21 protein-coding genes and 1 riboswitch are annotated in these 22,634 nt (G+C 64.7%); of the genes, 13 read left to right on the plus strand and 8 right to left on the minus strand.

Annotation, left to right across the window (positions count from 1 at the left end; all coding sequences use genetic code 11):
* Window positions 1–89 precede the first annotated feature (89 nt).
* Window positions 90–2,087 (minus strand): transketolase, encoded by a 1,998-nt coding sequence (gene tkt, locus QMX96_RS23910; RefSeq protein ID WP_043863600.1) that lies wholly within the window; start codon window positions 2,085–2,087, stop codon window positions 90–92.
* Between the two features lie 257 nt (window positions 2,088–2,344).
* Here tkt and QMX96_RS23915 point away from each other — a divergent pair, with 257 nt between their 5' ends.
* From QMX96_RS23915 to QMX96_RS23930, 4 genes are all read left to right on the plus strand, one after another.
* Window positions 2,345–3,340 (plus strand): metalloregulator ArsR/SmtB family transcription factor, encoded by a 996-nt coding sequence (locus tag QMX96_RS23915; RefSeq protein WP_043863601.1) that lies wholly within the window; start codon window positions 2,345–2,347, stop codon window positions 3,338–3,340.
* Between the two features lie 19 nt (window positions 3,341–3,359).
* Window positions 3,360–4,550 (plus strand): methionine adenosyltransferase, encoded by a 1,191-nt coding sequence (gene metK, locus QMX96_RS23920; RefSeq protein ID WP_229589731.1) that lies wholly within the window; start codon window positions 3,360–3,362, stop codon window positions 4,548–4,550.
* 112 nt (window positions 4,551–4,662) lie between these two features.
* A complete protein-coding gene (gene ligB, locus QMX96_RS23925; RefSeq protein WP_282362582.1) occupies window positions 4,663–6,315 on the plus strand; it encodes an NAD-dependent DNA ligase LigB in 1,653 nt (550 codons plus the stop codon).
* A 59-nt stretch (window positions 6,316–6,374) separates the two neighbouring features.
* Complete coding sequence (locus tag QMX96_RS23930; RefSeq protein WP_043863604.1) at window positions 6,375–6,770, plus strand: DUF1090 domain-containing protein; 396 nt, start codon at window positions 6,375–6,377, stop codon at window positions 6,768–6,770.
* A gap of 98 nt (window positions 6,771–6,868) precedes the next feature.
* Here the strand turns inward: QMX96_RS23930 and QMX96_RS23935 are convergent, their stop codons facing one another.
* On the minus strand, window positions 6,869–7,312 hold the full coding sequence (locus QMX96_RS23935) for a cytochrome c (protein ID WP_173925103.1): 444 nt from the start codon (window positions 7,310–7,312) through the stop codon (window positions 6,869–6,871).
* A gap of 131 nt (window positions 7,313–7,443) precedes the next feature.
* On the opposite strand from QMX96_RS23935, the gene QMX96_RS23940 reads away from it, so the two are divergent.
* Complete coding sequence (locus QMX96_RS23940; protein ID WP_282362583.1) at window positions 7,444–8,601, plus strand: MltA domain-containing protein; 1,158 nt, start codon at window positions 7,444–7,446, stop codon at window positions 8,599–8,601.
* Window position 8,602: 1 nt separating this feature from the next.
* On the opposite strand, the gene QMX96_RS23945 is transcribed toward QMX96_RS23940, so the two are convergent.
* Window positions 8,603–8,989: an MAPEG family protein gene (locus QMX96_RS23945; RefSeq protein ID WP_054915760.1), complete on the minus strand. Its 387-nt coding sequence runs from the start codon at window positions 8,987–8,989 to the stop codon at window positions 8,603–8,605.
* 23 nt (window positions 8,990–9,012) lie between these two features.
* Entirely contained in the window at window positions 9,013–9,846 is an 834-nt protein-coding gene (locus QMX96_RS23950) for a DMT family transporter (protein WP_282362584.1), read from the minus strand.
* A 170-nt stretch (window positions 9,847–10,016) separates the two neighbouring features.
* Between QMX96_RS23950 and QMX96_RS23955 the strand changes: the two genes are divergently transcribed.
* On the plus strand, window positions 10,017–11,252 hold the full coding sequence (locus QMX96_RS23955; RefSeq protein WP_043863609.1) for a sodium:proton antiporter: 1,236 nt from the start codon (window positions 10,017–10,019) through the stop codon (window positions 11,250–11,252).
* On the opposite strand, the gene QMX96_RS23960 is transcribed toward QMX96_RS23955, so the two are convergent.
* Entirely contained in the window at window positions 11,236–12,117 is an 882-nt protein-coding gene (locus QMX96_RS23960; RefSeq protein WP_282362585.1) for a LysR family transcriptional regulator, read from the minus strand. The two genes, QMX96_RS23955 and QMX96_RS23960, sit on opposite strands and share 17 nt — an antisense overlap.
* 92 nt (window positions 12,118–12,209) lie before the next feature.
* On the opposite strand from QMX96_RS23960, the gene QMX96_RS23965 reads away from it, so the two are divergent.
* Window positions 12,210–12,623, plus strand: coding sequence for a VOC family protein (locus QMX96_RS23965; RefSeq protein ID WP_043863611.1), 414 nt, complete (start codon window positions 12,210–12,212; stop codon window positions 12,621–12,623).
* 45 nt (window positions 12,624–12,668) lie between these two features.
* Window positions 12,669–13,964, plus strand: coding sequence for a cation:dicarboxylase symporter family transporter (locus QMX96_RS23970; protein ID WP_229589736.1), 1,296 nt, complete (start codon window positions 12,669–12,671; stop codon window positions 13,962–13,964).
* 18 nt (window positions 13,965–13,982) lie between these two features.
* On the opposite strand, the gene QMX96_RS23975 is transcribed toward QMX96_RS23970, so the two are convergent.
* Window positions 13,983–14,381 carry a hotdog domain-containing protein gene (locus tag QMX96_RS23975; RefSeq protein WP_043863612.1) on the minus strand — a complete coding sequence of 133 codons (399 nt, stop codon included), beginning with the start codon at window positions 14,379–14,381 and terminating at the stop codon, window positions 13,983–13,985.
* A gap of 183 nt (window positions 14,382–14,564) precedes the next feature.
* Window positions 14,565–14,670, plus strand: a riboswitch (S-adenosyl-L-homocysteine riboswitch).
* 21 nt (window positions 14,671–14,691) lie between these two features.
* Here QMX96_RS23975 and ahcY point away from each other — a divergent pair.
* From ahcY to QMX96_RS24000, 5 genes are all read left to right on the plus strand, one after another.
* Complete coding sequence (gene ahcY, locus QMX96_RS23980) at window positions 14,692–16,101, plus strand: adenosylhomocysteinase (RefSeq protein ID WP_054915763.1); 1,410 nt, start codon at window positions 14,692–14,694, stop codon at window positions 16,099–16,101.
* Window positions 16,102–16,197: 96 nt separating this feature from the next.
* Window positions 16,198–17,043, plus strand: a complete 846-nt coding sequence (gene metF / locus QMX96_RS23985) for a methylenetetrahydrofolate reductase [NAD(P)H] (protein WP_043863614.1) — start codon at window positions 16,198–16,200, stop codon at window positions 17,041–17,043.
* A gap of 104 nt (window positions 17,044–17,147) precedes the next feature.
* Window positions 17,148–18,230 (plus strand): hypothetical protein, encoded by a 1,083-nt coding sequence (locus QMX96_RS23990; protein WP_210013895.1) that lies wholly within the window; start codon window positions 17,148–17,150, stop codon window positions 18,228–18,230.
* A gap of 48 nt (window positions 18,231–18,278) precedes the next feature.
* Entirely contained in the window at window positions 18,279–19,064 is a 786-nt protein-coding gene (locus QMX96_RS23995; RefSeq protein ID WP_043863615.1) for a transporter substrate-binding domain-containing protein, read from the plus strand.
* 222 nt (window positions 19,065–19,286) lie between these two features.
* Window positions 19,287–21,179, plus strand: a complete 1,893-nt coding sequence (locus QMX96_RS24000) for a DEAD/DEAH box helicase (RefSeq protein ID WP_043863616.1) — start codon at window positions 19,287–19,289, stop codon at window positions 21,177–21,179.
* Window positions 21,180–21,244: 65 nt separating this feature from the next.
* Here QMX96_RS24000 and QMX96_RS24005 read toward each other — a convergent pair whose 3' ends face one another.
* Both QMX96_RS24005 and QMX96_RS24010 read right to left on the minus strand, forming a co-directional pair.
* Entirely contained in the window at window positions 21,245–21,823 is a 579-nt protein-coding gene (locus tag QMX96_RS24005) for a YceI family protein (protein ID WP_043863617.1), read from the minus strand.
* Between the two features lie 32 nt (window positions 21,824–21,855).
* Window positions 21,856–22,407 (minus strand): cytochrome b, encoded by a 552-nt coding sequence (locus tag QMX96_RS24010; protein ID WP_043863618.1) that lies wholly within the window; start codon window positions 22,405–22,407, stop codon window positions 21,856–21,858.
* Window positions 22,408–22,634 lie beyond the last annotated feature (227 nt).

Here is a 22,634-nt window from a genome sequence, read left to right on the forward strand (position 1 = left end):
GGTCAAGCCCGCTCCCACAAGGACACTCGTGATCCCTGTGGGAGCGGGCTTGACCCGCGATGGGTTCAACGCCGCTCCAACTGGTTTTATCAGTCTTCCAGCAGCTCTTCAGCCGTACCCAGGATGTTTTCCAGGGTGAAGCCGAACTCTTCGAACAGTGCCGAAGCCGGCGCCGATTCACCGTAGGTGGTCATGCCGATGACGCGGCCTTCCAGGCCCACGTACTTGTACCAGAAGTCGGCGTGGGCAGCTTCGATGGCAATCCGCGCGCCCACCTGCAGTGGCAGAACCGACTGCTTGTAGCTGGCGTCCTGGGCATCGAACACGCTGGTGCATGGCATCGATACCACGCGCACCTTGCGGCCCTGCTCGGTCAGCTTGTCGAACGCCTGCACCGCCAGGCCCACTTCGGAACCGGTGGCGATCAGGATCAGCTCAGGCTCGCCTGCGCAGTCCTTGAGCACGTAGCCACCACGGCTGATGTCGGCGATCTGGCCGGCGTCGCGGGTTTGGTGCTGCAGGTTCTGACGCGAGAAGATCAGCGCCGAAGGGCCGTCCTTGCGCTCCAGGGCGTGCTTCCAGCTCACGGCCGATTCGACCGCGTCGGCCGGACGCCAGGTGTCCAGGTTCGGCGTGGTACGCAGGCTGGTCAGCTGCTCGATCGGCTGGTGAGTCGGGCCGTCTTCGCCCAGGCCGATGGAGTCGTGGGTGTAGACGTGGATCACGCGCTGTTTCATCAGGGCCGACATGCGCACGGCATTGCGGGCGTATTCCATGAACATCAGGAAGGTCGCGCCGTAAGGCACCAGGCCGCCGTGCAGGGCAACGCCGTTCATGATGGCGGTCATGCCGAACTCGCGCACGCCGTAGTACATGTAGTTGCCGCTGGCATCTTCGGCGCTGACGCCCTTGCAACCCTTCCACAGGGTCAGGTTGGAGCCGGCGAGGTCCGCCGAGCCACCGAGGAACTCCGGCAGCAGCGGGCCGAAGGCGTTCAGGGTGTTCTGGCTGGCCTTGCGGCTGGCGATGCTTTCGCCCTTGGCGTCCACTTCGGCGATGTAGGCGGCAGCCTTCTCGGCGAAGTCGGCCGGCAGTTCGCCGCTCAGGCGACGCTTGAGTTCGCTGGCCAGCTCAGGGAAGGCTGCGGCGTAGGCAGCAAAGCGCTGGTCCCAGGCGGCTTCGGCGGCGGCGCCGGCCTGCTTGGCATCCCACTCGGCATAGATGTCGGCCGGGATTTCGAACGGGCCGTGGTTCCAGTTCAGGGCCTGGCGGGTCAGGGCGATTTCGGCATCGCCCAGTGGCGCGCCGTGGCAGTCTTCCTTGCCGCCCTTGTTCGGCGAACCGAAGCCGATGGTGGTCTTGCAGCAGATCAGGGTCGGCTGCGCGCTCTTGCGCGCGGTCTCGATGGCGGTCTTGATCTCTTCTGGGTCGTGACCGTCGACATTGCGGATCACCTGCCAGTGGTAGGCTTCGAAACGCTTCGGCGTGTCGTCGGTGAACCAGCCTTCGACTTCGCCGTCGATGGAGATGCCGTTGTCGTCATAGAAGGCGATCAGCTTGCCCAGGCCCAGGGTACCGGCCAGTGCAGCGACTTCGTGGGAAATGCCTTCCATCATGCAGCCATCACCCAGGAACACATAGGTGTGGTGGTCGACGACGTCGTGGCCTGGACGGTTGAACTGGGCGCCCAGCACTTTTTCGGCCAGGGCAAAGCCCACGGCGTTGGCCAGACCCTGGCCCAGCGGGCCGGTGGTGGTCTCGACGCCTGGGGTGTAGCCGAATTCCGGGTGGCCCGGGGTGCGGCTGTGCAGTTGACGGAACGCCTTGAGGTCGTCGATCGACAGGTCGTAGCCGGTCAGGTGCAGCAGCGAGTAGATCAGCATCGAGCCGTGGCCGTTGGACAGCACGAAGCGGTCACGGTCGGCGAAGTGCGGGTTGCTCGGGTTGTGCTTCAAGAAGTCACGCCAAAGAACCTCGGCGATATCCGCCATGCCCATCGGGGCACCGGGATGGCCGCTGTTGGCTTTTTGCACGGCATCCATGCTGAGGGCACGAATGGCGTTGGCACGCTCACGACGGCTGGGCATCGCTTGTCTCCTGGGGGGCTTGAATATTAACGAACGGAAAAAGGCGGCCATTTTCGCCCAGGCACGTGCCCGGGGGCAATCACGGATGGTCGATGAGGGACGTTTTTAGTGCGATTGAGCGACTAATCCCGTGTTGCGCCGACAAAACGGCAGAAATTGTCGCCTGCCATGCCGGGCCGGGCCCGCCCATCGAGCAATATCAAAACTTTTTGATATAGAACTTGCGAGGCCGCTGCACGCTGACTAGACTGCCGCCCATGAACCTTCACGCCCCCTCCATCGACCCCGAGCAAAGCGACGCGCTGGCTGCCCTGTGCAAGGCCGGCGGTGACCCGCTGCGGCTGAACGTGCTACGCGCGCTGGCCAGCGATTCGTTCGGGGTGCTGGAGCTGGCGCAGATCTTCGCCATCGGCCAGTCGGGCATGAGCCACCATCTCAAGGTACTGGCCCAGGCCGACCTGGTGGCCACCCGGCGCGAAGGCAACGCGATCTTCTATCGCCGCGCACTGCCCGACAGCCAGCGCCTGGGCGGCAAGCTGCACGGGGCGCTGCTGGAGGAGGTCGACGCGCTCGAGCTGCCGGCCGAGGTGCAGGCGCGCATCGGCCAGGTGCAGGTGCGCCGGGCCGCCACCAGCCAGGACTTCTTCCTGCGTGTGGAAGAGAAGTTCCGCGCCCAGCAGGACCTGATCGCCGGCCTGGCGCAGTACCGCGAAAGCCTGCTGGCGCTGCTCGACAAGCTCAGCTTCGACCCGCTGGCCAGCGCCCTGGAGGTCGGCCCCGGCGATGGCGAGTTTCTGCCCGAACTGGCGCGGCGCTTCACCCACGTCACCGCCCTGGACAACAGCCCGACCATGCTCGAGCTGGCGCGCCAGGTGTGCCAGCGCGAGCGCCTGGCTAACGTAACCCTGCTGTTGGCCGATGCCCTGCATGCAACGGATGTACAGGCCGACTGCGTGGTGCTGAACATGGTGCTGCACCATTTCAGCGAGCCTGCCCAGGCCCTAGGGCACCTGGCCAAGCGTGTCAGACCAGGCGGAAGCCTGTTGGTAACAGAACTGTGCAGCCACGACCAGAGCTGGGCGCGCCAGGCGTGCGGCGATCTCTGGCTGGGCTTTGAACAGGATGATTTGGCCCGTTGGGCCAGCGCCGCGGGGCTGGTTCCCGAGGACAGCCTCTATGTGGGCTTACGTAATGGTTTCCAGATTCAGGTTCGCCACTTTCAGCGACCACCTGGCGACACTCACCATCGGTAAATTTTAGGAACCCGTCGAGATGAGCGAATACTCCCTTTTCACCTCCGAGTCCGTGTCTGAAGGGCATCCGGATAAAATCGCCGACCAGATTTCGGATGCGGTGCTCGACGCCATCATCGCCGAAGACAAGTTCGCCCGAGTGGCGTGCGAGACCCTGGTGAAAACCGGTGTGGCCATCATCGCCGGCGAAGTGACCACTTCGGCCTGGGTCGACCTCGAAGACATCGTGCGCAACGTGATCGTCGACATCGGCTACAACAGCTCCGACGTCGGTTTCGATGGCGCCACCTGCGCGGTGATGAACATCATCGGCAAGCAGTCGGTAGACATCGCCCAGGGCGTTGACCGCAGCAAGCCTGAAGACCAGGGCGCGGGCGACCAGGGCCTGATGTTCGGCTACGCCAGCAATGAAACCCCGGAGCTGATGCCAGCCCCGATCAGCTTCTCGCACCAGCTGGTGCAGCGTCAGGCCGAAGCGCGCAAGTCCGGCCTGCTGCCGTGGCTGCGCCCGGACGCCAAGTCCCAGGTTACCTGCCGCTACGAAGGCGGCAAGGTGGTGGGCATCGACGCCATCGTGCTGTCGACCCAGCACAACCCGGACGTGACCTACACCGACCTGCGCGAAGGCGTGATGGAGCTGATCGTCAAGCACGTGCTGCCGGCCGAGCTGCTGCACAAGGACACCCAGTTTCACATCAACCCCACCGGCAACTTCATCATCGGTGGCCCGGTGGGCGACTGCGGCCTGACCGGCCGCAAGATCATCGTCGACACCTACGGCGGCATGGCCCGTCACGGGGGTGGCGCTTTCTCCGGCAAGGACCCGTCCAAGGTTGACCGTTCGGCCGCCTACGCCGGTCGCTACGTGGCCAAGAACATCGTTGCCGCGGGCCTGGCCGAGCGCTGCGAAATCCAGGTGTCGTACGCCATCGGCGTGGCCCAGCCGACCTCGATCTCGCTGAACACCTTCGGCACCGGCAAGGTTGCCGACGAGAAGATCATCCAGATCGTGCGCGAGTGTTTCGACCTGCGTCCGTATGCGATCACCACCATGCTCGACCTGCTGCACCCGATGTACCAGGAAACCGCGGCCTACGGTCACTTCGGCCGCACCCCGCAGGTCAAGACCGTGGGCGACGACACCTTCACCACGTTCACCTGGGAACGCACCGACCGTGTCGACGCGCTGCGCGCGGCCGCCGGGCTGTAAGCAACACCCGGTACAAGCAACACCCGGTAAACAAGAGCCCCTGCCAGGCGACTGGCAGGGGCTTTTTCTTGCCTAGGCTTGAAGTTCCACCCGCCGAGCAAGGACGCTCGCCATGCCCTTCAAGCTGTTGTCCGGCCTGCTGTTCGCCAGCACGCTCGTCTGTACCCCAGCCACCGCCCTCGCCCGGTCCTGCCCCGACTGGCCACCGGCAGTGGCGCAAAGCGAACTCAAGCAGCTGGGCGAGCGCCTGGCCGACTGGGACGATCATTACCATCGCCTGGGCGTCGCGTTGATCAGCGACGAGCTGTACGACCAGAGCCGGGCGCGCCTGCAACACTTGCAAGCCTGCTTCCCCGGCACCGGTGCGCCCCCGGCAGACCCGCTCGGAACCGCCACCGGCCCGTTGCGCCACCCCATCCCCCACACCGGCCTGAACAAGTTGCCCGACGAAGCCGCCGTGCGCGCCTGGATGCACGGCAAGCAGGACCTCTGGGTACAACCCAAGGTGGATGGCGTGGCCGCCACGCTGGTCTATGCAAAGGGCCGGCTGGTGCGCCTGATCAGCCGCGGCGACGGCGTCTACGGGCATGACTGGAGCCGCCACCTGCCGGCACTGGGCGCCCTCCCCCACACGTTGCCCGAACCTCTGGACCTGATACTGCAAGGCGAGCTGTTCTGGCGCCTGGACGGGCATGTGCAGGCCGCAGCGGGCAGCCGGAATGCCCGCGGCAACGTCGCCGGGCTGATGGCGCGCAAGCAGCTCACCCCCGCGCAGGGCGCGGTGGTCGAGCTGTTCGCCTGGGCCTGGCCGCAGGGCCCCCTGGACCAGCGCGAGCGCCTGGCACGCCTGAGCGCCATGGGCTTTGCCTACAGCGAGGCGTTCAGCCAGCCGGTGCAGACCTTCGACCAGGCCGCCCACTGGCGCCAGCACTGGTACCGCACGCCACTGCCATTCGCCAGCGACGGCGTGGTGCTGCGCCAGGGCCGGCGTCCGCCCGGCGAGCGCTGGCAGGCCCGGGCGCCGTACTGGATAGCGGCATGGAAATACCCCTTCGCCCAGGTGCTGGCAGAGGTGCGACGCGTGCAGTTCAACGTGGGGCGCACCGGTCGCATCACCCCGGTGCTGCAACTGGCACCGGTGCAGCTGGATGACCGCACGGTGCGCCAGGTCAGCGTGGGCTCGCTAAGACGCTGGCAGCAACTGGACATTCGCCCGGGCGATCAGGTGGCGATCAGCCTGGCAGGCCTGACCATTCCCCGTCTGGACGGCGTGGTGCACCGCGCCCTCGAACGGCGCGAGATGGAGGTACCGGCGGCCGATGCGTTTCATCCGTTGAGCTGCTGGGAGCTGAGCGCCGAGTGTCGTCAGCAGTTCCTGGCCAGGTTGCAATGGCTGGGCGGCAAGCAGGGCCTGGCACTCCCAGGTGCCGGGCCGGCCAGCTGGGAGCGCCTGGTCGACGCCGGCCAGTTGCGCACACTGGCCGATGTGCTGGAACTGCCCGCCGAACATCCGTTGTACCCCGCCCTCGAACAGGCCCGTCAGCGACCCTTTGCCACCTGGGCGCGAGCCCTGGGTATGCCGGCCCCGCGTGCGTTGGCAGCGGGGGACACCTGGGCCGCACTGGCTGCCCGCGATGCGGCGCAATGGCAGGCCGAGCCCGGCGTGGGTGCCCACCGTGCCGGCCAGTTGCTGGCCTTTTTCGCTCACCCGCAGGTGCAGGCCCTGGCGGCGCGGTTACGTGAACATACAATCGAGGGTTTCTAAATTTGTCGGATCAGGGCAGCATCATGGGTTTCTGCCAAGCCCGCGACCACGGAGCCACTATGAAACTGCTTTCCCCGCTTGCCCTGTTCGCCGCCTGCTCGTTGCTCGCCACTTCGCTGATGGCTGCCGAGGAACAACCCGGCCTGACCGGCTGCGCTGCCAAGAAGCAGGCGATCAGCGAACAGATCGAACAGGCCCGCGCCCACGGCAACAGCGCCCAGCAGGCCGGCCTCGAGAAGGCCCTGAGCGAAGTGACCGAGCACTGCACCGATGCCGGCCTGAAGAAACAGCGTGAACAGAAGGTGCTGGATGCCCGTCATGAAGTGACGCAGCGCACCAAGGACCTGGACAAGGCCATGAAGAAAGGCGACGCCGACAAGATCAACAAGCGCAAGGACAAACTGGCCGAGTCGAAGAAGGAACTGCAACAGGCGCTGGATGAGCTGGAGAAGTAGTCCGCGTTGAACCCTTCGCCGGCAAGGCCGGCTCCTACGTACAGCGCGCCACCTGTAGGAGCCGGCCCTGCGGCGAAAAGGCCGGCCAGCTCACCCCATCAATGATTGCGAAACTCGGTATGACAGGCCTTGCACGCCGCCTCCACCTTGCCCATCGGGGCCGCGACCGCCGCAGGCTCCAATGGCTGGGTACGGGTCTGGGCGACCAGCTCGCCGGTCACCTGCTCCATCTGCCGGGCCAGCTCCTGGAAGCGCGCCTGCTTTTGCCACACATCGGGCGTGGCGCTGCTGTCCTCCTCGCGCACCTGCGGGAAATGCTGCCACGGCTGGTGCGACAACGCGTCGAGCTTCACCGCACCATCGGCAAATTTCTGCCCGTCGAACGCCAGCCGGCCACGCAGCATGCCGCCGAGGTCTTCGCTGGTCTTGAGCATCTGCTTGAAAATCGCCTTGCGCTGGCCCAACGGCGAGTTGGGGTCGACACCGCCACAGGCGCTCAGGGCCAGGCAGGCCACCAGGATCACAGTCATTCGCTTGAACATCATGCTTGGCTCGGCACACGGAAAAAGGCGGCCAGTATCCCCGCCTTGCCGGCAAACACCAATACCCCTACCAAAAACAAGGGTTGCCTGGCCGCCCTGAACGCCAGGCACACCGTAGAGGACTACCCCGCATGAAAACCGCCCTGAGCCGCCTTGGCCTGACCGCCGCGTTGCTGGCCCTGCTGGTCGGCTGCCACGGCAGCGCCCCGGATAAATCCGCACCGCACCCGCTCGCCACCTACAGCCCCGCCACCTGGAAAGACCTGCCCAAGGTCTCCGACAGCGACCTGCTGGCCGGCTTCAATGCCTGGCGCAGCGCGTGCGAGCGCCTCAAGAACGATCCGGTCTGGGCCACCCCCTGCGCTGCTGCGGTGCAGGTGCCCGACGACGCCACCCAGGTGCGTGGCTTTTTGCAGACGCAGCTCGAGGTGTACGGCCTGCGCTCGGCCGAAAACAACGCCAACGGCCTGATCACCGGCTACTACGAACCGGTGTACCCCGGCAGCATGACCCGTACCGCCACGGCCAACGTGCCGGTGTATGGCATCCCCGATGACCTGGTGGTGGTGGCGCTCGACAGCATCTACCCCGAACTCAAGGGCAAGCGCCTGCGCGGTCGCCTGGACGGGCGCGTGCTCAAGCCCTACGACACCGCCGGGGTGATCCAGCAGCAAGGCGTCAAGGCGCCGGTGCTGGCCTGGCTGACCGACCCGATGGACCTGCAATTTCTGCAGATCCAGGGCTCCGGGCGCATCCAGCTCGAAAGTGGGCAGCAGCTGCGCGTGGGCTATGCCGACCAGAACGGCCACCCGTATCGCCCGGTGGGCCGCTGGCTGGTCGAGCAGGGCCAGCTCAAGAAGGAAGACGTGACCATGGGCAGCATCCACGCCTGGGCCCAGGCCAACCCGAGCCGCGTGCCCGAGCTGCTGGCCAGCAACCCCAGCTACGTGTTCTTCAGCACCCGCCCGGACAGCAACGAAGGCCCGCGCGGTTCGCTGAACGTGCCGCTGACCGCCGGCTACAGCGTGGCCATCGACCGCAAGGTGATCCCGCTGGGCAGCCTGCTGTGGCTGTCGACCACCCGCCCGGACGGCGCGCCGGTGGTACGCCCGGTGGCCGCGCAGGACACCGGCGGGGCCATCACCGGCGAAGTGCGCGCCGATCTGTTCTGGGGTACCGGCAGCGAGGCCGGCGCTCTGGCCGGGGACATGAAGCAGCAGGGTCAGATCTGGCTGCTGTGGCCCAAGGGCGCGGCACTGCCGGTGGTGCCGCAGGTGGAAGGCAAGTAGCTCAGGCCGAGACCACGAAGAAGCTGACGATCAGGCCGATGCCCGCGAACCACACCACCGAGCGCAGCGCGGCCCAGTCGGCCAGGTAGCAGATGATGTAGAGCAGGCGGCTGGTGATGTAGAGCACCGCCAGCACGTCCTGGGTGACCTGCTCGGCATTGCCGACGATGTCGGCGATCACCACCGCCGCGACGAACGCCGGAATCGACTCGAAACTGTTGAGCTGCGCTGCATGGGCGCGGCGCGGCAGGCCTTCGAGCTTGTCCAGAAAACCGCGCGGGTCATGGTTCTGTCGCAGGCTGAAGCGACCACTGCCGAACTTGGCGATGCTGGTGCACACGAACGGCAGCAGCAACGCGATCAATACACACCAGAAGGCGACGGTCATGGCAGGGGTCCTTGTTGTTGGGGTCAGAGTTTCATGATCAGCATGCCGATCAGTACCAGTGCACAAGCTAAGAGCCTCGGCCCGCCGAAAGGTTCTTTGAGGTAGCGCATGCCCATCAGCACCACCAGGATCACGCTCACCTCGCGCAGCGCCGCAGCCTCGGCCACCGAGCCCAGTTGCATGGCCCACAGTACCAGCGCATAGCTGGACAGCACGCACAACCCCACGGCCAGGCCCAGCTTCCACTGGCTGCGCCAGAACTGCGCAAACGGCGCGCGCCGGGCCACCGTCGCCAGCAACGGGAACGGCCAGGCGCTGATCAGCGTCAGCCACACCAGGTAGTCCAGCGGCTGCGACCACAGCCGGATCGCGCTGCCGTCGAGCCAGGTGTAGCAGCCGATGCACAGGCCGATCAGCGCCACCACCGGCAGCATCGACCAGGGCAGACGTTCGCCGCCACCGCCCTGCCACAGCAGGCAGGCCATGCCGCACGGGATCAGCAGAATGCCGAAGATCTGCTGGGTGCTCAGCGTCTCGCCGGCAAAGGTCAGGGTCAGCGCCAGCACCACCAGCGGCGACAACCCGCGCATCAGGGGGTAGACCAGGCCCAGGTCGCCGACCCGGTAGGCCTTGATCAGCAGGTAGCGGTACAACAGCTCGAACCCCGCCGAGGCCAGCATCCACGGCCAGATCTCGGGCGGCGGTACCTGCACGAACGCCACCATCGCCAGGGCGAACAGCAGCGCCACCACGTCCATGCTGGCAATCACCAGCAGACGCTCGCCGCTGAACTTGATCAGGGTGTTCCAGGTGGCATGCAGCAGGGCGGCGATCAGCACCAGCGAAGTGGCGAGCACGGTTGAGTTCCTGGGTAGTGCACGGCTGCGCAGTTTCAACCAGGCGCAACAAAACAGCCAGCCTGCGGTCAACGTTGATCGAAAAAGTGTGTCCTGAACCTCGCGCCGGCGCATCCAAGCCCTGCCCGAGCCATTCGGGCACTGACTTGGAAGCCATTACAGGACCTAGGATGCTTGAGCTAGTTGCCGCGTTTATTTGCCTCACCACCCTCCTCACCTATGTGAACTACCGCTTTATCGGCCTGCCGCCGACCATTGGCGTGATGGTCACTGCACTGCTGTTTTCCCTGATACTCCAGGGCCTGAGCGTCATCGGCTACCCGGGCCTGGAAGAACGGGTGCAGGGCCTGATGAGCCAGATCGACTTCAACGACCTGCTGATGCACTGGATGCTGGCGTTCCTGCTGTTCGCCGGGGCGCTGCACGTGAACCTGGCCGACCTGCGCGACTACCGCTGGCCGATCGGCCTCCTGGCCACCGTCGGCGTGCTGATCGCCACCGTGGTGATCGGCTACCTGGCGCACTGGATCTTCGCCCTGTTCGGCTGGCACGTGAACCTGCTGTACTGCCTGCTGTTCGGCGCACTGATCTCGCCCACCGACCCGATCGCGGTGCTCGGCGCCCTGCGTACCGCCAATGCGTCCAAGCCGCTGAAGACCACCATCGTCGGCGAGTCGCTGTTCAACGACGGCACCGCAGTCGTGGTGTTCACCGTGCTGCTGGGCATCGCACAACTGGGCGAGACCCCGAGCGTGAGCGACACCGCGATCCTGTTCGCCCGCGAGGCCATCGGCGGCGCGCTGTTCGGCGCGGTGATCGGCTACGTCACCTACCGCATGATCAAGAGCATCGAGCAGTACCAGGTGGAGGTCATGCTGACCCTGGCGCTGGTGATCGGCGGCTCGGCCGCAGCCTACGAACTGCACGTCTCGGCGCCCATCGCGATGGTGGTAGCGGGCCTGATCATCGGCAACCTGGGTCGCAACCTGGCTATGAACGACATGACCCGGCGCTACATGGACGGCTTCTGGGAGCTGATCGACGACATGCTCAACGCGCTGCTGTTCGCGCTGATCGGCCTGGAGCTGTTGCTGCTGCCGTTCTCGTGGATGCACCTGGCTGCGGCCGGGGTGCTGGCAGTGGCGATCCTGCTGTCGCGCCTGCTGACCGTGGCGCCGGCGATCGTCATGCTGCGCCGCTGGAGAACGGTGCCGCGCGGCACCATCCGCGTGCTCACCTGGGGCGGCCTGCGCGGCGGTGTGTCCGTGGCCCTGGCGCTGTCGCTGCCATCGGGTCCCGAACGTGACCTGCTGCTGAGCATCACCTACATCGTGGTGCTGTCGTCGATCCTGCTTCAGGGCCTGAGCATCGGTCGCGTGGTGCGCGGGGTTACCGAGCAGCCTTGACCGGCGAGGGGCTGCCCAGCAGCCCCAGCAGATGCCGCATCGCCACTGGCCGGCGCGGCGTCGAGCCGTGCAGCACCACCAGTGCCCGCGCGTGGCGCAGGTCATCGCCCAGCGGCCAGGCACAGATGCCCTCATGGGGCATGCCGGCCCATTGCGGCACCAACGATACCCCCATGCCCTGGGCCACCAGCATCACGATGGTTTCCAGCGCATCCAGCTCGCACAGCAACTGCGGCGTGATCAGTTGCTCATCCAGGTAGCGCTGGGCGATCTGCCCGCCCCACGACTGTGCGTCATAGCGAATGAACGGGTGCTCGCGCAGCAGCGTATCGGGGGTCAGCGCGGCCTGTGCAGCCGGCGCGATCAGAATCAGCGGCTCGACCTTGAGCACCTGCAACGCCAGTGCCTTGGGCAGCGTGAAGGGCGGGCGCACCAGAATCGCGGCATCCAGTTCGCCGCCGAGCACCTTCTCGTACAGGCTGCGCGAATCACCCGGGGTGATCTGCAGCTTGAGCCCCGGCGCCGATCGCGCCAAACGCTCGATGAGCCCCGGCAATACCCCGGTCAACGCCGTCGACACCGCGCCCACCCTGACGTCCCCCGTCAACCCGTCCTGGCTCAGGTCGTGCTGCAGTTCACGCGCCTGCTCGATGATCGCCTGGATTCTGGGCAACAGCAGCAGGCACTGGTCCGAGGGGCGGATGGCATGCGCAGTACGCAGCAGCAAGGTGCAGCCCAGTGTGCGTTCCAGCGCCTGCACGCGCTGGCTGATCGCCGCTGCCGTGCGGTTCTCGCGACGCGCGGCCGCGGCAATCGAGCCGGTTTCCACCACTGCCACCAGGCTTTTCAGAAAGCGCACATCCATAAGTTTTTCTTTCGCTCAGAGCAAGGCAAAGCCGTTTTACCCCGTCACACGGCCTACTTACCCTCAACGCTCAACCACACGGGGGATACGCCATGAACAGACCCTTTCACGCTGCATACCACGTTTGCGACCTGGAACAGGCGCGTATTTTTTATCGAGATGTTCTGGGCTGCACCGAAGGGCGCAGCACCGCGACCTGGGTCGACTTCGACTTCTTCGGCAACCAGCTCTCGTTGCACCTGGGCACGCCGTTCGCCACCACCCGTACCGGGCAGGTTGGCGAGCACAAGGTACTGATGCCGCATATCGGCGTGGTACTGCCACTGGACGAGTGGATGACCCTGGCCGTGCGCCTCACCCGGCGTGGCCTGGCATTCGAGATCCCGCCGGTGGTGCGCTTTGTGGGCGAGCCGGGCGAACAACGCACGATGTTCTTCCTCGACCCCAGCGGCAATCCGATCGAGGTCAAGGGCTTCAAGGATTTCGCCGGCCTGTTCGCGCAGTAACGCACCCTTCGCACTCCCCACAACCACAACAACAAGGGGCACCCCATGGGCATTCGCACACCTTCCAGCCTGGTCACGCGCATCATGATCGGCCTGGTCGCCGGCGTGATCGTCGGCATCCTTCTCAACCAGTTCCCCGAGCACAAGGCCTGGTTCATCGACAACCTGCTGCAGCCGGCCGGCGACCTGTTCATCAAGCTGATGAAGATGATCGTGGTACCGCTGGTGTTCGCCTGCATGACCGTCGGCATCGCCGGCGCCGGCAGCACGCGCGCCCTGGGCCGGGTCGGGATGAAGACGTTCGTGTACTTCTTCACCATCACCAGCATCGCGATCCTGTTCGGGCTGGTGGTCGGCAACGTGTTCCAGCCCGGCGCCGGCGCGGACTTCAGCAGCACGCTGCAGGCACCGGTCACCACGCTGGCATCCAGCACCGAAACGCAGAACCTGGGGCGCACCCTGGTGGCCATCGTGCCGGACAACATCGTGCTGGCCATGGCCGAGGGCAAGCTGCTGTCGGTGCTGTTCTTCGCCATCCTGTTCGGCTGCGCCCTGTCGATGCTGCCCCAGCAGCAGAAGGCACCGTTGATCAGCGTGATGCAGGGCGTATCGGACACCATGTTCAAGGTCACCCACCTGGTGATGCACTACTCACCCATCGGCATCTTCGGGCTGATCGGCGTCACCGTTGCCAGCTTCGGCCTGAGCGCACTGCTGCCACTGGCCAAGCTGATCGGCATTACCTACGTCGCGGTGCTGCTGTTTGCGCTGTGCGTGCTGGGGGCGGTGGCCAGGCTGGCGGGGGTGCGGTTCTTCCACCTGTTGCGCGAGATACGCAGCGAGTTGCTGCTGGCCTACAGCAGCGCCGCCTCGGCCACGGTGATGCCGCAACTGATCGAGAAGATGGAGCGCTACGGCGCGCCACGCCCGATCAGCAGCATGGTCATTCCGTTGGGGTATTCATTCAACCTCGATGGCGCGTCGCTGTTCGCAGCGCTTGGCACGCTGTTCATCGCCCAGGCCTATGGCATCGACCTGGGCCTGGCTGACCAGGCGATGCTGGTGCTGATCATGGTACTGACCTCCAAGGGTGCGGCGGGGGTGCCGGGCTTCATGTTCATCATCCTCACCGCCACGCTGACCGCGGCAGGGCTGCCGGTCGAGGGCGTGGCGATCATCGCCGGGGTGTATCGGCTGATGGACATGCCGGTCACTGCACTCAACGTGCTGGGTAACGCGCTGGCGCCACTGGTGATCGCACGTTGGGAGGGCCAGCTCAAGGCACCTGGCCAAACCGCCCCCGCCAGCCCCGCTGCCCCCGACTTGAAGCTTGAAGCTTGAACTGTGCAGCTACCGCCGTCATTCCACCGAGGTATCGAACTGATCCTTGATGAACTTGATCTCGGTACGCCCATGGGGTGCCGGCAAGCCGTCCTCACCCAGGTTGACGAAGACCATCTTGTCGACGGTGAGGATGCTCTTGCGGGTGATCTTGTTGCGCACTTCGCATTTGAGGGTGATGGAGGTGCGGCCGAATTCCGTGGCGGTGATGCCCAGCTCGATGATGTCGCCCTGGCGCGAGGCGCTGACGAAGTTGATCTCCGAGATGTACTTGGTCACCACACGCTGGTTGCCCAGTTGCACGATCGCGTAGATCGCCGCCTCTTCGTCGATCCAGCGCAGCAGGCTGCCACCGAACAGGGTGCCGTTGGGGTTGAGGTCTTCGGGTTTTACCCATTTGCGGGTGTGAAAGTTCATGCGTACTCCTGACCGTCTTGCCAATCGATGCCGACAATGATGGCAGAGCCTGCCGGCGGCCTCCATTGAACATCGACTATCGTCTCGATTAATTGACAGAAAGCCTTGGGCCGATGCGCGGGCGCAGCTATAATCGCCAACGCTTCACAGACGGTCATCACCACTCGATGCCGTTCCCGCCACCTGTCCGAGGGGCGCTGCAGCAGGTTCTCCTGTCAGGCTCGGATGGGGCGTTGCCTGCACGGGGTTCCCCGCACGGGCACTAAACGCACAACGGCGCCCATTCGCACACTACGAATGGAGGCTCTTGATGAGCGCTGTAAACACGCCTGCAGATTTTACCGACTACAAAGTCGCCGACATGTCCCTGGCTGCCTGGGGCCGCCGCGAAACCATCATCGCCGAGTCCGAAATGCCGGCCCTGATGGGTCTGCGCCGCAAGTACGCCGCTGAACAGCCGCTCAAGGGTGCAAAAATCCTCGGCTGCATCCACATGACCATCCAGACCGCCGTGCTGATCGAGACCCTGGTCGCGCTGGGCGCCGAAGTGCGCTGGTCGTCGTGCAACATCTTCTCCACCCAGGATCAGGCCGCTGCCTCCATTGCCGCCGCCGGCATCCCGGTATTCGCCTGGAAGGGCGAGACCGAGCAGGAATACGAGTGGTGCCTGGAGCAGACCATCCTCAAGGATGGCGCGCCATGGGATGCCAACATGATCCTCGACGACGGCGGCGACCTCACCGAGCTGCTGCACAAGAAGTACCCGCAGGTACTGGACCGCGTTCACGGCGTGACCGAAGAGACCACCACCGGTGTGCACCGTCTGCTCGACATGCTGGCCAAGGGCGAGCTGAAGATCCCGGCGATCAACGTCAACGACTCGGTCACCAAGAGCAAGAACGACAACAAGTACGGCTGCCGTCACAGCCTCAACGACGCCATCAAGCGCGGCACCGACCACCTGCTGTCGGGCAAGCAGGCGCTGGTTATCGGCTACGGTGACGTTGGCAAGGGTTCGGCCCAGTCGCTGCGTCAGGAAGGCATGATCGTCAAGGTCTCGGAAGTCGACCCGATCTGCGCCATGCAAGCCTGCATGGACGGCTTCGAGCTGGTTTCGCCGTTCATCGACGGTATCAACAACGGCACCGAAGCCAGCGTCGACAAGGCCCTGCTGGGCAAGATCGACCTGATCGTGACCACCACCGGTAACGTCAACGTGTGCGATGCCAACATGCTCAAGGCCCTGAAAAAGCGCGCCGTGGTATGCAACATCGGTCACTTCGACAACGAAATCGACACCGCCTTCATGCGCAAGAACTGGGCATGGGAAGAGGTCAAGCCACAGGTTCACAAGATCCACCGTACCGGCCCTGGCGATTTCGACGCGCAGAACGACGACTACCTGATCCTGCTGGCCGAAGGCCGCCTGGTGAACCTGGGCAACGCCACTGGCCACCCGAGCCGCATCATGGACGGTTCGTTCGCCAACCAGGTACTGGCACAGATCTTCCTGTTCGGCCAGAAGTACGCCGACCTGTCGCCGGCCCAGAAAGCCGAGCGCCTGACCGTTGAAGTACTGCCGAAAAAACTCGACGAAGAAGTGGCCCTGGAAATGGTCCGCGGTTTCGGCGGCGTGGTAACCCAACTGACCAAACAGCAGGCCGACTACATCGGCGTGACTGTTGAAGGCCCGTTCAAACCAGACGCCTACCGCTACTGATGGGCCAAAGCCGGTGACGCTGCCACAGCGTCACCGGCTTTTTTCTGTGGCCAGCCTCACGGCTGGCCAGCACGATCGGTTTACCAGGATTTCGCCATGTCTCAGGAACGCCGTTACAGCTTCGAGTTCTTCCCGACCAAGACCGACGCTGGACATGAAAAACTGCTCGCCACGGCTCGCACCCTGGCCAGCTACAACCCGGACTTCTTCTCCTGCACCTATGGTGCCGGTGGCTCGACCCGCGACCGCACGCTCAACACCGTGCTGCAGCTGGAAAGCGAAGTGAAGGTACCGGCCGCGCCGCACCTGTCGTGCGTGGGCGACAGCAAGGACGACCTGCGCAGCCTGCTGGCCCAGTACAAGGCCGCCGGCATCAAGCGTATCGTGGCCCTGCGCGGCGATCTGCCGTCGGGCATGGGCATGGCCAGTGGCGAGCTGCGCTACGCCAACGAGCTGGTCGAGTTCATTCGCCAGGAAAGCGGTGATCACTTTCACATCGAAGTGGCCGCCTACCCGGAAATGCACCCCCAGGCCCGTCACTTCGAAGACGACCTGATCAATTTCGTGCGCAAGGCCAAGGCCGGCGCCGACAGCGCCATCACCCAGTACTTCTTCAACGCCGACTGCTACTTCCACTTCGTCGAGCGCGTGCAGAAGCTGGGCGTGGACATCCCGGTGGTACCCGGCATCATGCCGATCACCAACTACAGCAAGCTGGCGCGCTTCTCCGATGCGTGCGGCGCCGAGATCCCGCGCTGGGTCCGCAAGCAGCTGGAAGCCTATGGCGACGATGTGCAAAGCATCCAGGCCTTCGGCGAACAGGTCATCACCGAAATGTGCGAAAAACTGCTGCAAGGCGGCGCACCGGGGCTGCACTTCTATACCCTGAACCAGGCCGAACCCAGCCTGGCAGTGTGGAACAACCTCAAGCTGCCACGCTGATTACTGTCAAACACGGTAATAAATAGTTGCGAAAACGGTAAGGGCTTTAGCGTACGCTAAGGCCCTTTCCATTTTCCCTTACAGATACGGATCTTCGCGTTTCTATGCCCCTCGCTTCCCCTTCCGCACGTCCCCAACTGATCTATCTTGTCTTCGGTGCCCAGACTTACCATCAGGAAGCGCAGTTCAGCATCTCCAGCGCCTTGGCCAACCTGCACAAGACGCCGGGGGAACCCCTCGATATCCAGGTGTTCAGCGACGACCCGCACCCCTATCGCCACTTGCCGGTAACGGTGCATGCACTCGATGCCGACACCCGCAAGGCATGGAGCGAGCCGCACGGTTATCACTTTCGCACCAAGCACGTGCTGCTGCGCCAGGTGCTGCAGGACCACGAACACGCCCTGCTGATCGACACCGACACGTTTTTCCATCAGTCACCCATCGAGCTGTTCCGGCGCATGCAGCCCGGCACGCTGCTGTGCAATGCGGTCGGCGGCAAATACGGCGTAAATCAGCAATGCGCACTGTACCAAAACCTTGCAGGCCCACTGCAGGCACGCGGCCTGGCCAAAGACGGCATGCCATTGCTCAATTCGGGCGTCATCGGCCTGTACCGGCAGGACGCGGGCCTGCTCGACCAGTCCATCGCCTTGATGGACGAGTTCTATCCGCTGGCCCCGCGCGCCTATACCCTCGAAGAGTTCTGCCTGGCGGTCGCCGCCCATGACACCTTGAACGTGCAGGAATGCCCCGACCTGATCCACCACTACTGGAGCCGCAAGCAACTGTTCCGAGCCAAGATCCAGGCCTGGCTGAACAAGCACGGTAGCGACCCGCTCTCGACACAGGCCATGGCCGATATCGCCCAGGTCAACACACAGCTGCCACGCCCGCCGCTGCTGCAACGCCTGCACTGCAAGCTGCTGGGGCTGTTGCTGCCGGCAAGGCAACGTCAGTTCATGCGTGAACTGGCCTACGGCTGTCATCCCTATGCCAACGAATTCGATCGCGCCTGCGCCCAGGCCTGGTGGGAAAAAGCCCTGGAGAACGTCGAGAGGCGCCAGGGCAAGCCCGCCTGCGCCAACCAGCTCGGGCAGTGGTTCAGGCATCCAGGCATGCGCCTGGCCCTGGGTCGTCAGCTGCCGATCGTGAAAGCTCACCTGGAGCAGCGCCGCGAGGGCTGAAGCCTGGGCGCGCTGGCCATTCTCGAGCAGCCATCGTACTCTCCAGCCATGCCCGATCTTTACCGACTGTTCGCCGCCCTGTTTCTCGCCTGCCTGAGTACCCTGGCTCATGGCGAGAGGCTGCGCATCGTCACCGACCCCTGGCCGCCCTATGTGTACCAGGAAAACGGAGAGGCCAAGGGCATCGACTACGAGGTCACCGCCGAGGTGTTCAAGCGCCTGGGCATCGAGGTGCAATGGCAGTTCCTGCCATGGAAGCGCTGCCTGGCGATGGTCGAACAGGGGCTGGCCGACGGCGTGCTCGACATCTTCAAGACCGAGCAGCGCGACGCCCAGCTGTTCTACCCCAGCGAACCGCTGTCGCACGTGGAGTTCGTGCTGTTCCAGGCCAACGCCCGGCCCCACGCCATCAGGCACCTGGAAGACCTCAAGGGGCTGACCGTGGGCACCGCGCCCGGCTATACCTACGGCCCGGCGTTTGCCGATTCACCCGACTTCAAGCGCGAGCCGGCACCTACCCTGGAAGCCAACCTGGGCAAGCTGCAACTGGGTCGCATCGACCTGCTGGTCACCGATCGCCGGGTTGGCCGGCATGTGATCAAGAGCCTGGGCCTGGAGCAACAGGTCAGTGAACTGGGGCTGGTGATCGACCGCCAGCCCCAGTTCCTGGCAGTACGCCGCAATGCCGGCATGGACCTGCTGGCGCAACGCTTCGCCGCCGAGCTGCGCCGCTTCAAGCAGGAGCCGGCCTATGCCGAGCTGAACGCACGCTACGCAGGCGCCGAGGTGAATATTCCGCAAACCGTTGAGCAGCAGGAACGCAGCACGCACTGATTGCTCTGTTATACTCCGCCAACCCCGCCAGGCTTACGCCCGGACGCTCGGCCTTGCAAAAGGCATCCCGATCGGCAGGACAGCGCGCCCAGAGCCCGCCCGCCGCCCCCCGGATGCGCATTGAAGGCCCAGCAGGACCGGACGCGATAGCATCACCTGATGCCCGTCGCGCCAGGCACGAACTTCCCATAGGGCTTAGCCCCCACTAGAACAGGATTACTCATGTCCTTTGCTTCCCTCGGTCTCTCCGAGGCTCTAGTCCGCGCTATCGAGGCAGCGGGCTATACCCAGCCTACGCCGGTGCAACAGCGGGCCATTCCCGCCGTGTTGCAAGGTCGCGACCTGATGGTCGCGGCGCAGACAGGTACTGGTAAAACCGGTGGCTTTGCACTGCCGATTCTCGAACGCCTGTTTCCAGGTGGCCACCCCGACAAGTCCCAGCGCCATGGCCCACGCCAGCCGCGGGTACTGGTGCTGACCCCCACCCGCGAACTCGCCGCCCAGGTCCACGACAGCTTCAAGATCTACGCCCGCGACCTCAAGTTCGTCAGCGCCTGCATCTTCGGCGGTGTCGGCATGAACCCGCAGGTGCAGGCCATGTCCCGCGGCGTCGACGTGCTGGTGGCCTGCCCCGGCCGTCTGCTGGACCTCGCCGGCCAGGGCAGCGTCGACCTGAGCCACGTTGAGATCCTGGTGCTCGACGAAGCCGACCGCATGCTCGACATGGGCTTCATCCATGACGTGAAGAAGGTCCTCGCACGCTTGCCTGCCAAGCGCCAGAACCTGCTGTTCTCGGCGACCTTCTCCAAAGACATCACCAACCTGGCCGACAAGCTGCTGCACAACCCCGAGCGCATCGAGGTCACGCCGCCCAACACCACGGTCGAGCGTATCGAGCAGCGTGTGTACCGTCTGCCCGCCAGCCACAAGCGTGCCCTGCTGGCCCACCTGATCACCCAGGGTGCCTGGGAGCAGGTGCTGGTCTTCACACGTACCAAGCACGGCGCCAACCGCCTGGCCGAATACCTCGAGAAGCACGGCCTGACTGCCGCGGCGATTCACGGCAACAAGAGCCAGAACGCGCGCACCAAGGCCCTGGCCGACTTCAAGGCCGGCACCGTGCGCATCATGGTCGCCACCGACATCGCCGCCCGCGGCCTGGACATCGACCAGTTGCCCCACGTGGTCAACTTCGAGCTGCCCAACGTCGAGGAAGACTACGTGCACCGTATCGGCCGTACCGGCCGTGCGGGCCGTTCCGGCGAGGCCATCTCGCTGGTGGCGCCGGACGAAGAGAAGCTGCTCAAGAGCATCGAGCGCGTCACCCGCCAGAAAATCCAGGACGGCGACCTGATGGGCTTCGATGCCTCGACGGTCGAAGCCGAAAAACCCGAAGCCCGTGAACGTCCGCAGATGAACCCGCGCGGTGGCCGTGGCCAGCGTGCCGACGGCAGCAATGCCGGCGGGCGCAAGGACAAGGGCAAGGACAAAGGCCAGGAAAAGGATAAGCCCGCAGGCGACAGAGCCACTGAGAAGGCCGCCGGCGGGCGCCAAGAGCGCAAGCCCCGTGACAACAGCAAAACCCGCCAGGCACCCTCGGGTCAGGCAGCAGTAGTTCCGAAAATCCCGGCCGACCGTGACCCTGAAGCCTTCCTGGACGACGAAGTGGACAACTTCGGCAACCGTGCCGACTACGTCAGCCCGTACCAGAACAAGGGCGGCCAGGGCCGCAACCGTCGCCCGGGCGCACCGGCAGCCGCCGGTACCGGCACCGGCGCACCCCGCGGTGGCCAGCCACGCAGCAACACCGGTGGTGGTGCACGTAGCGGTGGCGCCGGCAGCAATGGCGAGAAGCGCGGTGGTGCACGCAGCGGTGGCGGTGGTCGCGATGGCCAGGCGCGCCGTGACGGCAGCAACAACCGCAACCGCCGCCCGGCCCGTGACGATCAGTCGTCGCAGGAACCGGCAGTGCGCAACCCGCGTGACGGCCAGTCGCAGCCCAAGATCGTGCACAAGGAATCCAAGATCGACCGGTTCCCGACCGCCGAACAGCTCGAGCAGCTGCCAAGCCGCCCACGTGGCGAGAAGCCTGCGCTGCTGACGCGCAACCGCTGATCCCGCCACTGCGCACACAAGAACGCCGCCCCTAGGGGCGGCGTTCTTGTTTACAGGCCAGGCAATTACTTCTGCTTGACGCCTTCCAGCGAGATGTCCAGCTGGGCGGTCTGTGCCACGTCGCCAGGCAGCTTGATGCCGAAGTCTTTCAGGTCCAGGGTGGTGGTGGCGTTGAAACCGGCGCGCTCGCCGCCCCATGGGTCCTTGCCTTCACCGTTGAAGGTGGCCTTGAAGGTCACTGGCTTGGTCACGCCGTGGAAGGTCAGGTCGCCGGTCACGTCGGCAGTCTTGTCGCCAGTGGGCTTGACGGCGGTGGAGACGAACTTGGCGTCGGCGAATTTCGAAACGTCCAGGAAGTCCTTGCTGGCGATGTGCTTGTCACGCTCGGCGTGGTTGGACCACAGGCTGGCGGTCTTCACGTCTACCGAGATCTTGCTGTCCTGCGGCTTGGCGGAATCCCAGCTGAAGGTACCGTCCCAGTCCTTGAAGGTGCCGTGGATGAAGCTGTAGCCCAGGTGGCTGACTTTCCAGTCGATGAAGGCGTGCTGGCCTTCCTTGTCGATCTTGTAGTCGGCAGCCATGGCCTGGCCAGCGGTGAACAGGGCGGTACCGAGCGCCAGAGCGGCAAAAGTCTTTTTCAACATTACTTCTATTCCTTTGGAGTTGAGGTTGAACATCAAGCTTTGCGGCCCAGCATGCGGGTGAGGGTCGCGTCACGGTCGATAAAGTGGTGCTTGAGGGCGGCCAGGCCATGCAGGCCGGCGAAGATCACCAACCCCCAGGCCAGGTAGAAATGGATTTCCCCGGCGACATCCGCCTGGTTGGGCAGGTCGCTGACCAGTGCCGGCACCTCGAACAGGCCGAACACCGGGATGCCCACGCCGTCGGCGGTGGAGATCAGGTAGCCGGTGATCATCACCCCGAACAGGCCCACGTACAGCAGGCCGTGGCCGGCCTTGGCGGCGAAGCGGGTAAGCGGGCCGTGGTTGGCCGGGGCCGGTGGTGGCGGGCTGATGAAGCGCCACAGCACGCGACCGAGCATGATCGCCAGCAGGGTCAGGCCGATACTCTTGTGCAGGTCGGGTGCCGTTTTGCGCCACGCACTGTAGTAGTCCAGGCCGACCATCCACAGCCCCAGGCCGAACAGGCCGAAGACCGCCAGGGCCACGCCCCAGTGCAGGACGATACTGACCACGCCATAGCGAGAAGGAGAATTGCGCAGTTGCATTGCCGTGTTTCCATGTAAGAACTGTGCCCAAGACTAACCGGTTATCTATCGAATTAAAGCGGAAAATTTCGCTTTGAACGATCGAGAAACATGATCTTTAGTGTGAGACGAACAGGTTAAGGAAACATTAACTCGGCAGGAAGGAATTCTGGTGCTGCTGGACGCGCATCGCGGGTCAAGCCCGCTCCCACAGGGTCTTCGGCGATCCTGTGGGAGCGGGCTTGACC

It is taken from the genome of Pseudomonas sp. PS01300, from assembly GCF_029960155.1.
Lineage (GTDB): Bacteria > Pseudomonadota > Gammaproteobacteria > Pseudomonadales > Pseudomonadaceae > Aquipseudomonas > Aquipseudomonas palmensis.